Here is an 11,403-nt window from a genome sequence, read left to right on the forward strand (position 1 = left end):
AGGGGGGGGGGGGGGGGGGGGGGCGCCCGCCCCGCGCGGGGGGGGGGCGGGCCCCCCCCGCGGCCCCCCCGCCCCCCCCCCCCCCCCCCCCCCCGGGGGGGGGGGGGGGGGGGGCCCCCCCCCCCCCCCCCCACGGCTGCGCGGACGGACCGCCCGGAACGGCGCGGCGCGCGAGTTATCCACAGGCCATGACGCGGGGCGGCGCCGACGGCGAGAATGCGTGTGTGACGTCGCGGTGGCCGCCAGGCACCGCGGCCCATGGCGGGGAGGGCCGGTCCGTACGGAGGACTCCGGCCCGCAATGGGGTACCCCGCGCTTCCCGGAGCGCGGGGCAGGGCCGAGGAGGGCCGGGTGACGACCTATGACGAGCGAGCGAGCCTCAGCGACTTGACCACCACAGCGGAGCGGGTCCGCAGATCGGTGGAAGGCGTGATCGAGGGCAAGCCGGAGGTCGTACGGCTCTCGCTGACCGTGCTGCTCGCGGAGGGCCATCTGCTCATCGAGGACGTGCCGGGCGTGGGCAAGACGATGCTCGCCAAGGCGCTGGCCCGCTCCATCGACTGCTCGGTGCGGCGCATCCAGTTCACCCCCGACCTGCTGCCGTCGGACATCACGGGCGTGAGCGTCTTCGACCAGCAGCGGCGGGACTTCGAGTTCAAGCCCGGCGCGGTCTTCGCCCAGATCGTGATCGGCGACGAGATCAACCGCGCCTCGCCCAAGACCCAGTCGGCGCTGCTGGAGTCGATGGAGGAGCGCCAGGTCACGATGGACGGGCAGACCTACGAGCTGCCAGCACCCTTCATGGTCGTCGCCACCCAGAACCCGGTCGAGATGGAGGGCACGTACCCGCTGCCCGAGGCGCAGCGGGACCGCTTCATGGCGCGGGTCTCCATCGGGTACCCCAGCCCGGAAGCCGAGTTGCAGATGCTGGACGTGCACGGGGCGGCCTCGCCCCTGGACGACCTCCAGCCGGTCGCGCACGCCGACGAGATACTGAAACTGATCGACGCGGTCCGCACGGTCCACGTCGCCGAACCGGTGCGCAGATACGCGGTGGACCTGGTGGCCGCCACCCGCACCCACCCCGACCTGCGGCTCGGCGCCTCGCCTCGGGCGACGCTGCACCTGCTGCGCGCGGCGAAGGCGGCCGCCGCGCTGGCCGGCCGGGAGTACGCGCTGCCGGACGACGTGCAGGCGCTCGCGGTGGCGGTGCTGGCGCACCGGCTGCTGCCGACCGCGCAGGCCCAGTTGAACCGCCGTACGGCCGAGCAGGTCGTGGTCGAGATCCTCCACCGCACGCCGGTTCCCGACCCCTCGGCGCAGCAGTGGCGCCGGTCGCACGTGCAACAGCCGCCCGGCGTCCGGGGGTTCTGATGCCGGCCGGGGGGATCGGGGAAGCGCCGGAGCGGGGCGGGCTGCGGGCCGCCCTCGGGGGGCTGACGACGCGCGGCCGGTCCTTCCTGGCAGCGGGTGCCGCGGCCGCCGTGTGCGCCTACGCCCTCGGGCAGACCGACCTGCTGCGCGTCGGACTGCTGCTGGCCGCCCTGCCCTTGGTGTGCGCGGCCGTGCTGCACCGCACCCGCTACCGCGTCGCGGGCAGCCGCACCCTCTCCCCCGCCCGGGTGCCGACCGCCGCCGAGTCCCGGGTGCTGCTGCGGGTGGACAACGTCTCGCGGCTGCCCACCGGTGTGCTGATGCTCCAGGACCGGGTGCCTTACGTGCTCGGGCCCCGGCCGCGTTTCGTGCTGGACCGGGTCGAGGCCGGCGGCCGCCGCGAGGTGTCCTACCGGGTCCGCTCCGACCTGCGCGGGCGCTATCCGCTGGGGCCGTTGCAGCTGCGGCTGTCCGACCCGTTCGGCATGTGCGAGCTCACCCGGTCCTTCAGCGACCACGACACGCTGACGGTGGTGCCGCGGGTCGAGCCGCTGCCGCCGGTACGGCTCGCCGGCGAGGCGGCCGGGTACGGCGACGGGCGGCAGCGTTCGCTCGCGCTGGCCGGCGAGGACGACGTCATCCCGCGCGGCTACCGGCACGGCGACGACCTGCGCCGGGTGCACTGGCGCTCCACGGCGCGCTACGGCGAGCTGATGGTCCGCAGGGAGGAGCAGCCGCAGAAGGCCCGCTGCACGGTGCTGCTGGACACCCGGCTCACGGCACATCAGGGCGCCGGGCCCGACTCCGCGTTCGAATGGGCGGTCTCGGGCTCCGCCTCGGTGGCGGTCCACCTGCTGGAGCGCGGTTTCTCGGTGCGCTTCCTGACCGACACGGGCACGTCCGTACCGGGCCCCGACGGCGCCGGCGGGTACGCGGGCGGCACCGGGTCCGCCGACGCCGCCGGGCTCCTGCTGGACACCCTGGCCGTGGTGGAGCACTCCGACGAACCGGGCCTGGCGCGGGCGTACGACGTCCTGCGCGGCGGCAACGAAGGGCTGCTGGTCGCGTTCTTCGGGGATCTGGACGAAGAGCAGGCCGCGGTGGCCGGGCGGATGCGGCAGCGCAGCGGGGCGGCGGTCGCGTTCGTGCTGGACGGGGACGCCTGGTCGCGGGGGCTCGGCGGGTTCAGGTTCGCGGGCGAGGAGGCCCGGGTACCGCTCGACGAGCGGCTGCGGATGCTGCGCGAGGCGGGCTGGAAGGCGCTGCCCGTGGCGCCGGGCGACTCGCTGGCGGCGCTGTGGCGGCAGGCGGACCGGGCGGGCGCCCGGCAGGACGACCGGGCGGACGGTGGTGGCACGGCGCCGGGCGGCGGGGCCGCCGGGTCTGCCGGGGCCGCCGGGTCCGCTGCGGCATCGGGGAACGGAGCGGTGACATGAGCGGGCGGGCACGGCTGGCAGTGTGCGCGGCGGTGGCGACGCTGTGCGCCGCGTGCGCACTGCTGCCGCTGGTGGACCCGGTCGGCTGGGTGGTCCAGGCGGCCGTCCTGCTGGCGATCGTGACCGGGGTGGGCGCGCTGGCCCGCCGGGTGCCGCTGGCGCGCCCGCTGACCGTGACGGCGCAGGCCGTGGTCGCCTTGCTGCTGCTCACCGTGCTCTTCGCGCACGACAAGGCGGTCGCCGGTGTACTGCCGAACCTGGACGTCCTCCTGGAGTTCGCCGAGCTGATGCAGGAGGGCGTCGCCGACGTCAGCCGCTACGCGATACCGGCCCCGGTGACGGCGGGCATCCGCCTGCTGCTCGTCGGCGGGGTCGTGCTGGTCGGGCTGGTGGTGGACGCGCTGGCCGTGACGTACCGGAGCGCGGCGCCCGCGGGTCTGCCGCTGCTCGCGCTGTACTCGGTGGCGGCGGGCCTGTCCCAAGGCGCGGCGAGCTGGCTGTGGTTCCTGATCGCGGGGGCCGGTTATCTGCTGCTGCTCCTGGCCGAGGGCCGGGACCGGCTCTCGCGGTGGGGCCGGGTCTTCGGCGGCCGCAGCCCCGGCGCCGGACGGCCGCCGGTCGCCGAAGGGCAGAGCTACGCCTCGACGGCGGGCGGCCCCGCGCACGCCCCGGTCCGTACCGGCCGCCGGATCGGCGCGCTGGTGCTGGGCATCGCCCTGGTGGTGCCGGCGGTGCTGCCCTCCCTCGGCGGCGGGCTGCTGGGCCCGGCAGCGGCCGGGCGGGGCGCCGGCGGCGGAGGCACGATCTCCGCGGTGAACCCGCTGGTCTCCTTGCAGAACAGCCTGAACCAGCCGGAGGACAAACAGGTCCTCAACTACCGCACGACCACCTCCGACACCCGCGACCTGTACCTGCGGATCGTGGCCCTCGACCAGTTCGACGGTACGGCGTGGAAGCCGTCCGAGCGCGCCGTCAAGGACGTGCCCGCGCAGTTTCCCGACCCGTCCGGGCTGAGCCCCGCGGTGGACGTCACCACGGTCAACACCTCGGTCTCCGCCGCTCCTTGGTACGCGCAGAACTGGCTGCCGCTCCCCTACCCCGCCACCCGGGTGGACATCTCGGGGCGCTGGCGCTTCGAGCCCGAGGGCCGCACCCTGGTCGGCGACCGCGGGCAGAACACCCGCGGCGCGCAGTACCAGGTCGAGAGCCTGCTCGTGCGGCCCACCCGGCAGCAGCTCGCCGCGTCGCCTGCGCCGCCCGCCGAGCTGGCCCGCGAGTACACGCGGGTGCCGGACTCGCTGCCCGCGGTGGTGCGCGAGACCGCGGAGCAGGTGACGCGGGGCGCCGGCTCGGCGTACGACAAGGCGGTCAGGCTCCAGGACTGGTTCTCGCTCAACGGCGGCTTCACCTACAACACGGAGGTGCAGGCCGGCAGCGGCACGGAAGCCATCGCGCGGTTCCTGGAGCAGAAGGAGGGCTTCTGCGTGCACTTCGCCTTCTCGATGGCGGCGATGGCACGCACGCTGGGCATACCGGCCCGGGTCGCGGTCGGGTTCACCCCCGGCACCCGGCAGAGCGACGGTTCCACCTCGGTGGGCCTCAAGGACGCCCACGCCTGGCCCGAGCTGTACTTCGAGGGAGTCGGCTGGACGCGCTTCGAGCCGACGCCGAGCCGTGGCACGCTGCCCGACTACACCCTGGCCGACACGCCGTCCGCCGGCGGGACGGGCGGCCCGGCGCCGCAGCCGTCGCGGTCGGCGGCCGCGCCCGCTGAGCCCTCGCCCGCGCAGAGCTGCGCCCCCGTCGACCGGCGGACCGGCCCCTGCTGGACGCCGCCCGCGCACTCGGCGAGCGGCCCGGCCGACGACGGCCCCTCGCCCTGGATGATCGCCCTCGGCTGCCTGGGCGTCCTGGTCCTGCTACTGGTGGTGGCGCTGCCGCTGCTCTGGCGGGCGTGGGCCCGTTCGCACCGCCTCGGCGGCGGCCGCGCGGGCCCGGACCCCGCGGCGCGTACGCTCGCGGCCTGGCGGGAACTGGTCGACACCGGCTGGGACTACGGCATCGTGCCGGACGAATCGCTGACCCCGCGCAAGGCGGCGGAGCGGATTGTACGGATAGGCGAGCTGGACGGCGCGGCGGCCGACGCCGCCCACCGCGTCGCCGCCTCGGTCGAGCAGGTTCTCTATGCGCCGCGTCCGCGTCCGGCGTCCGGTCTCGCGGACGAGGTGCGCCGCGTCCGGTCCGGCCTGCACGCGGCCGCGTCCCGGCGCCTGCGCGTACGTGCCCTCCTGGTCCCGCGCTCCGCCGCGCGGGCCCTGTGGTCCCTCTCGTCCCGCTGGTCGGCCTTCCTGGCCCGCTGCTCCGCCAGCCGCCCGGCCGCTGCCGCCCGCCGTACGGCGAACGCCGTGCGCCCGTCGCGCCAGCGCACGTAAGGGCCAGCGCACGTAAGGGCCAGCGCACGTAAGGGGCGGCGCGCGTAAGAGGCGGCGCACGTAGGGGCGGAGCGCCGCGCATACGAAAGCGGCCGTCCACGTCGGGACGGCCGCTTCGTACGGAGTTCGGTTCGGTCCGGGCTCGGAGGAAACCCGGGGGGCGCTCAGTGGCCCTGTTCGTCGCGGCGGCGCTGCCAGCGGCCTTCGATCCGGTCCATCATCGACCGGCGCTGCCTGGCCTGGCGGCGGGCCTGGGTGCCGCCGGGTCCCGCGCGGCCGCCCGCCGCGGCCTGCTGCTCGCCCGGCTTGGGGGCCTTGCGCCATCCGGTGACCGCGAGCACCGCGCAGCCGAGCATGACGAGGAACCCCACCACGCTGATCCAGATCTGCTGAGCGACCATTCCGGCCATGAGGAGCGCGATACCTACCAGGAAGCCCGCGACCGCTTGGTAGACCCGTCGCCGGGTGTACGTACGCAGCCCGCTTCCCTCAAGCGCTGTCGCGAACTTGGGATCTTCGGCGTACAGCGCTCGCTCCATTTGCTCGAGCATGCGCTGCTCGTGCTCCGAGAGCGGCACGGAGTCCTCCTACTCGTCGGTCGCGGGGGGCGACCGGGTGCGACCCTTTCAGGATAGGCAGGGAATCGCCCCCGTGAAACCCGCCCCTCTACGCCAATTCACTGTCCGGGCCGCCACGGCGGTCGGTGGTGTCGCAGCCTGCATTCCCCACCCGCCGATCCGTCATGCCGGACGCTGTACACCGATCATACGGGGCGAAGCGGCTGATCGGGTGGCCTGTGGCCGACTGCACGCGGCCGGCGCGCGGCCGGGGTGCTCAGCCCCGCTCGGCGAGCACGTGCAGCTGGGTGGCGACGGAGTGGAACGCGGGCTGCTCGGCGGCGGCCGCCTCCAGTTTCAGCAGGGCGTCCATGGCGCCGGGCTCGGTGTCCACGAGCACGCCGGGGACCAGGTCGGCGAAGACCCGTACGCCGTGCACGGCGCCGACCTCCAGGCCGGTGTCCGAGACCAGCGCGGTGAGCTGCTCGGCGGTGAAACGCCGGGGCACCGGGTCCCCGTCGCCCCAGCGGCCCGCCGGGTCGGTCAGGGCGTTCCTGGCCTCGGTGAAGTGGCCCGCCAGCGCCCGGGCGAGGACGGCGCCGCCCAGGCCGGCGGCGAGCAGGCTGAGGGTGCCTGCGGGGCGCAGCGCGGCGACGGCGTTGCCCACGCCCTCGGCCGGGTCGTCGACGTACTCCAGCACGCCGTGGCACAGCACGGCGTCGTAGCCGCCGCGCTCGACCACCTCGAACAGCCCGTGGGCGTCCCCCTGCACCGCGCGCACCCGGTCGGCGACGCCTGCCTCGGCGGCCCGCCGCTCCAGGGCGAACAGCGCGTTGGGGCTGGGGTCCACCACCGTGACGCGGTGGCCCAGGCGTGCGACGGGCACGGCGAAGTTGCCCGTGCCGCCGCCGGTGTCCAGGACGTCGAGGGCGTCCCGGCCGGCGGCCTTGGCCCGGCGCTCCAGGGCGTCTTTGAGAACCTCCCAGACCACGGCGGTACGAAGGGATGCGCGCGGGCGCAGCGGGTCAGACACGGCGGGTGGCTCCTCGACGGGGGCATGGAACTGGTGGGCCCCACCCTATTGCGTCCCGCGCCGTACCCCCGCCGCGGTCCGGGTGCGCCGCGGCAGGTCGGGGCGGCTTTCCCGCCCCGGCCCGCGCCCTCGTCCCGCGCCCCGTCCCGCGCCCGGCTCAGCCCGCCCGCTGGGACGGCAGCACGGGCTGGAGGAGCAGCATCCGTTCCACCAGGCGCAGGAACATGGACACGTCGCGGATCAGGTCGTCGGCGTCGCGCGGGGCGGCCGCGCCGGCTATGCCGGCTTCGGCGCGGGCCCGGCGCTGGGCGCCGGAGGCGAACAGGGCGCTCCACTCGGCCAGTTCGGGAGCGACTTCGGGCAGCACTTCCCAGGCGCTGCGGATGCGCTGCCGCCGGCGCAGGCTGGTTTCCGGGCGGCCGCGCACGGCGAGGACGGCGGCCGCGGTGCGCAGTGCGGCGAGGTGGGCGGTGGCATAGCGCTCGTTGGGGGTTTCCAGGGTGCGGGCTTCGTCCACGCCGCGCTGGGCTTGGGCGAGCAGGTCGAGGGCGGCGGGCGGTGCGGACGCCCGGCGCAGGACGGGGTGGACATCGCCCGGAGGGCCGTACGCCGCGGAGCTGCCCGCGGCCGAACTGGCTGCCATGACGAACCTCCTGTCGTCGCATGACGGTTCGAGACCGTATGGGGCCATCGTGCGGCACACCACTGACAATCGGCTCTGACCTGCTCTTTCCCTGCGAAGGCGGCCGTAATTCGGGAGATGCGCGCTTTCCCGGGAAAGCGGGCGGATGTTTCCGGCCCCCTTGCGGAGCCCCGGCGCGGCTGCGCATACTTTTTTGAACTGACTGGTCAGTTCAAGGGAGGGGATCGTGCACAGCACCCCGCACGGGGCCGCCGTACGCGCCACGGGCTTCGGCGTCAAAGGCCCCCGCGGCTGGGCCTTCAAGGACGTCCGCCTCGATGCGGAGCCCGGGTCGCTGATCGCCGTCGAGGGCCCGTCCGGCTCGGGCCGCACCTGCCTGCTGCTCGCGCTCACCGGCCGCATGGTCTCCGCCGCCGGCACGGCCGAGGTCGCCGGTCTGCCGCTGCCCAAGAGGACGGCGGCCGTCCGGGCCGTCACCGCTCTTGCTCACGTACCCGGTGTCACGGAACTGGAACCCGCCCTGACCGTCGCCGAGCACCTGCGCGAACGCACCCTGCTCCAGCGCCGGTTCGGCGGCTCCCTCCGGGCGCTGCTGCGCCCGCGCCGGGAGCGTACCGCAGCGGCCCGCGCGCAGATCGACGCGGCCCTGGAGGCCGCGGGACTGGACCTGGCCGCCCTGCCCAAGGGCGACCGGACGTCCGTACGCGACCTGGAACGGCTGGAAGCGCTGCGGCTGTCGATCGCCCTGGCGCTGATCGGCGGGCCCCGGCTCGTCGCCATCGACGACACCGACATGAAGCTCTCCGACGACGAGCGCGACCGTGTGTGGGCCACGTTGCGCGCGCTGGCGGCATCCGGGACGACCGTGCTCGCCGTGTGCAGCAAGGCCCCCCAAGGAGCGGTCGTGGTCAGCACAGCGGCCCGCGAGGACGTCCGCGACGACGACAAGGAGGCGGCGGATGCGTTCGCCGAGGCTGGCCGCGCTTGAGCTGAAGCGATTCGGCAGGGGGAAGCTGCCGATGGCGGCGCTGATCGCCCTCCTGCTGCTGCCGCTGCTCTACGGCGCGCTGTACCTGTTCTCCTTCTGGGACCCGTACGGCCGCCTGGACAAGATCCCCGTCGCGCTCGTCAACGAGGACACGGGCGCCGAGGCCAAGGGCAAGAAGATCGCGGCCGGCGACGGCATCGTGAGCGGCCTGCGCGACAGCCACACCTTCGACTGGCACGAGGTGAGCGCCCAAGAGGCCGACAAGGGCGTCGAGGACGGCACGTACTACCTGTCGCTGACCGTTCCGAAGGACTTCAGCAAACGGCTCGCGTCCAGTTCCGGCGACCACCCGGAGACCGGCGCCCTCAAGGTGCGGACGAACGACGCCAACAACTACATCGTCGGGCAGATTTCCCGCACGGTGTTCTCCGAGGTGCGCTCGGCGGCCTCCGCGAAGTCCTCGCGCGGCTTCTACGACAGCATCTTCGTCTCCTTCTCGACGCTGCACGACAAGACGCAGGAGGCGGCGGACGGCGCGGGCAGGCTCAAGGACGGCATCGGGCAGGCCCAGGACGGCACCGGCAAGCTCAAGGACGGTCTCGGTACGGCGAAGGACGGCAGCGGCACCCTGGCCGCCGGGCTCCAGGACCTCGACGCGGGCGCCGGCAAGCTCGCCACGGGCACCGCCGACCTCTCCAAGGGCGCGTCCGCCGCCTCCCGCGGCGCCGGCCGGCTGGCCGACGGCTCCGGCCAGGTCGCCCAGGGCACCCAGCAGCTGGCCGACAAGGTCAACGGCGTGGTCGCCGAGGTGGGCCCCTTCGTGCGCGCGCACGGCAAGGAGATCGGCCGCGTCGCCCGGCTGGTCGCCGACGGCTCCCAGGCCGTACGCGACAACCTGGACAAGCTGCCGCGGGCGGCCGACGCGGGCGCGAAGCTGTCCCGCGGGATCTCCGACCGCCTCGCGGCCTTCTACCGCAAGCAGTGCGGGAACGCGGCGCGGCCCGACGCCTCCTGCGCCGAACTGAAGCGGATCGCGGACCAGGCGGACGCGGCGGCCGACAAGGCCGAGCAGGTCAGCGGCTACGTCCACGACCAGAAGAACCTCGCACGGCTCGGCCGCGACCTGGACTCGCTGCACCGGCTCGCGGACGAGCTGGCGCGGCGCGGCCCGACCCTCGGCGCCGACATGGACGCCGCGGTCAAGAAGATCAACCAGCTCAACGCGGGCGCCCACCAGGTGTCGGCGGGCGCGGGGAAGCTGGCCGCCGGCACCGGCGAGCTGGCGGACGGCGCGGCCAGGGCCGCCGACGGGGCCCGGCAGCTGCACGACGGCGCGGACCGTGCCGCGTCCGGCGCGGGCGACCTCGACCGGGGCGTCGGCAAGCTCAAGGACGGCGCGCAGACCCTCTACGGCGGCATGTACAAGCTCTCCGACGGCTCGGAGAAGCTGGCCGGCGGCCTGCACGACGGCGTGCGGCAGATCCCGGACTACGGCAAGCAGGACCGGGACGCGCGTACGCGGGTGATGTCCGACCCGGTGCAGCTCGCCTCCCAGGCGGCCCACCGCGCCCCCAACTACGGCACCGGGTTCGCCCCGTACTTCATCCCGCTCTCCCTCTGGGTCGGCGCGATGGTCGCCTACATGCTGATCCCGCCGCTCAACCGGCGCGCGCTCGCCATGGGAGCGGGCGCCTGGCGGATCGCGGTCTCCGGGTGGCTGCCGGTGTTCGCCCTCGGAGTGCTCCAGACGGCCGCCCTGATGTCCGTACTGCACTACGGGCTCGGCCTCCGGATGGAGCGGGCGGCGGGCACGATCGGGTTCCTGCTGCTGGCCACGGCGTGCTTCTCGGCGATCGTGCAGTGGCTGAACGCCCGCTTCGGGCCGGCCGGCCGCATCCTGGTGCTGGCGCTGCTGATGCTCCAGCTGACGTCGGCGGGCGGCACCTACCCGGTACAGACCAGCCCCGGCTTCTTCAACGCCATCCACCCGTTCCTGCCGATGAGTTACATCGTCGAGGGGCTGCGGCGGCTCATCACGGGCGGCGACCTCGCACCCGTATGGCAGGGCAGCGTCGTGCTGCTCGCCTTCACGGCGGCCGCGCTCGCGCTCACCGCCTGGGCGGCGCGCGGGAAGCAGATCGTCCGGATGAAGGACCTCCACCCGGAGCTCAGCCTGTGAGCGCGCGGGCCGCCGGGGGCGGCACAATCTCCCCCATGGACAGCTCCAGCACGCGCCGCCAGGCCACCCGGCGCAAGCTCTTCGAAGCCGCGGTCACCCTCATCGCCGAACAGGGTTTCTCCTCCACCACGGTGGACGAGATCGCCGATCGGGCCGGTGTCGCGAAGGGCACCGTGTACTACAACTTCGCGAGCAAGAACGAGCTCTTCGAGGAGCTCCTGCGGCACGGCATCGAGCTGCTGGCCACCTCCCTCCAGGAGGCCGCGGACGGCGCGGCGGCCCGGGGCGGCACCCGGGTGGACGCACTGGACGCGATGATCCGGGCCGGGCTGGAGTTCATCGCCCGCTATCCGGCGCTGACCCAGCTGTACGTGGCCGAGCTGTGGCGTACGAACCGGGCCTGGCAGTCGACGCTCATGGTGGTGCGCGAGCGGGCGATCACGGTGGTGGAGGGCGTGCTCAGGGAGGCGGTGGCGGCCGGCGAGCTGAGCGAGGACATCGACATCCCGCTGACGGCGTCCGCGCTGTTCGGGATGGTGCTGGTGGCGGCGCTGGACTGGCAGTCCTACCAGCCGCACCGGTCGGTCGACGACGTGCACGCGTCCCTGTCGCGCCTGCTGCAGGGCCGGGTGAGCGGGCGCCCGTGAGGCGCGGGTCCCGGAACGGAAAGCGGCGGGGGGCGGGCGCGGGGGGCGGGCCCCCCCCGCCGCCCGGGGGGGCCCCGGGCCCCCGGGGGGGGGGTGCCCCCCCCCCCCCCCCCG

Annotated in this window: 9 protein-coding genes; 6 read left to right on the forward strand and 3 right to left on the reverse strand. The window is 74.8% G+C overall.

Annotated features, from left to right (window positions below):
• Window positions 1–351 precede the first annotated feature (351 nt).
• The 3 genes from ACH4OW_RS00165 to ACH4OW_RS00175 are packed head-to-tail and all read left to right on the forward strand — an operon-like array spanning window position 352 to window position 5,242.
• The gene (locus tag ACH4OW_RS00165) at window positions 352–1,374 is read left to right on the forward strand and encodes an AAA family ATPase (protein WP_398023739.1); all 1,023 of its coding nucleotides are present in this window, start codon (window positions 352–354) and stop codon (window positions 1,372–1,374) included.
• Complete coding sequence (locus tag ACH4OW_RS00170; RefSeq protein ID WP_360141383.1) at window positions 1,374–2,810, forward strand: DUF58 domain-containing protein; 1,437 nt, start codon at window positions 1,374–1,376, stop codon at window positions 2,808–2,810. The genes ACH4OW_RS00165 and ACH4OW_RS00170 overlap by 1 nt, the downstream gene beginning before the upstream one ends.
• Entirely contained in the window at window positions 2,807–5,242 is a 2,436-nt protein-coding gene (locus ACH4OW_RS00175; protein ID WP_398023741.1) for a transglutaminaseTgpA domain-containing protein, read from the forward strand. Before ACH4OW_RS00170 ends, ACH4OW_RS00175 begins: the two co-directional genes overlap by 4 nt.
• 164 nt (window positions 5,243–5,406) lie before the next feature.
• Here the strand turns inward: ACH4OW_RS00175 and ACH4OW_RS00180 are convergent, their stop codons facing one another.
• The 3 genes from ACH4OW_RS00180 to ACH4OW_RS00190 all read right to left on the reverse strand — a co-directional run bounded on the left by ACH4OW_RS00180 (window position 5,407) and on the right by ACH4OW_RS00190 (window position 7,475).
• Window positions 5,407–5,820 (reverse strand): DUF3040 domain-containing protein, encoded by a 414-nt coding sequence (locus ACH4OW_RS00180; protein WP_360141389.1) that lies wholly within the window; start codon window positions 5,818–5,820, stop codon window positions 5,407–5,409.
• Window positions 5,821–6,076: 256 nt separating this feature from the next.
• A complete protein-coding gene (locus tag ACH4OW_RS00185) occupies window positions 6,077–6,832 on the reverse strand; it encodes a methyltransferase (RefSeq protein WP_360141392.1) in 756 nt (251 codons plus the stop codon).
• A 157-nt stretch (window positions 6,833–6,989) separates the two neighbouring features.
• Complete coding sequence (locus tag ACH4OW_RS00190; protein WP_360141395.1) at window positions 6,990–7,475, reverse strand: SAV_6107 family HEPN domain-containing protein; 486 nt, start codon at window positions 7,473–7,475, stop codon at window positions 6,990–6,992.
• A 226-nt stretch (window positions 7,476–7,701) separates the two neighbouring features.
• On the opposite strand from ACH4OW_RS00190, the gene ACH4OW_RS00195 reads away from it, so the two are divergent.
• Genes ACH4OW_RS00195 through ACH4OW_RS00205 form a run of 3 tightly spaced genes read left to right on the forward strand, consistent with a single transcriptional unit; the run spans window position 7,702 to window position 11,289 of the window.
• A complete protein-coding gene (locus tag ACH4OW_RS00195) occupies window positions 7,702–8,463 on the forward strand; it encodes an ATP-binding cassette domain-containing protein (protein WP_398023744.1) in 762 nt (253 codons plus the stop codon).
• Window positions 8,435–10,642, forward strand: a complete 2,208-nt coding sequence (locus ACH4OW_RS00200) for a YhgE/Pip domain-containing protein (protein WP_360141401.1) — start codon at window positions 8,435–8,437, stop codon at window positions 10,640–10,642. Before ACH4OW_RS00195 ends, ACH4OW_RS00200 begins: the two co-directional genes overlap by 29 nt.
• A gap of 35 nt (window positions 10,643–10,677) precedes the next feature.
• Window positions 10,678–11,289 carry a TetR family transcriptional regulator gene (locus tag ACH4OW_RS00205; protein ID WP_360141404.1) on the forward strand — a complete coding sequence of 204 codons (612 nt, stop codon included), beginning with the start codon at window positions 10,678–10,680 and terminating at the stop codon, window positions 11,287–11,289.
• Window positions 11,290–11,403 lie beyond the last annotated feature (114 nt).

This window comes from Streptomyces sp. NPDC017056 (assembly GCF_044332485.1).
In the GTDB taxonomy this organism is placed as follows: domain Bacteria; phylum Actinomycetota; class Actinomycetes; order Streptomycetales; family Streptomycetaceae; genus Streptomyces.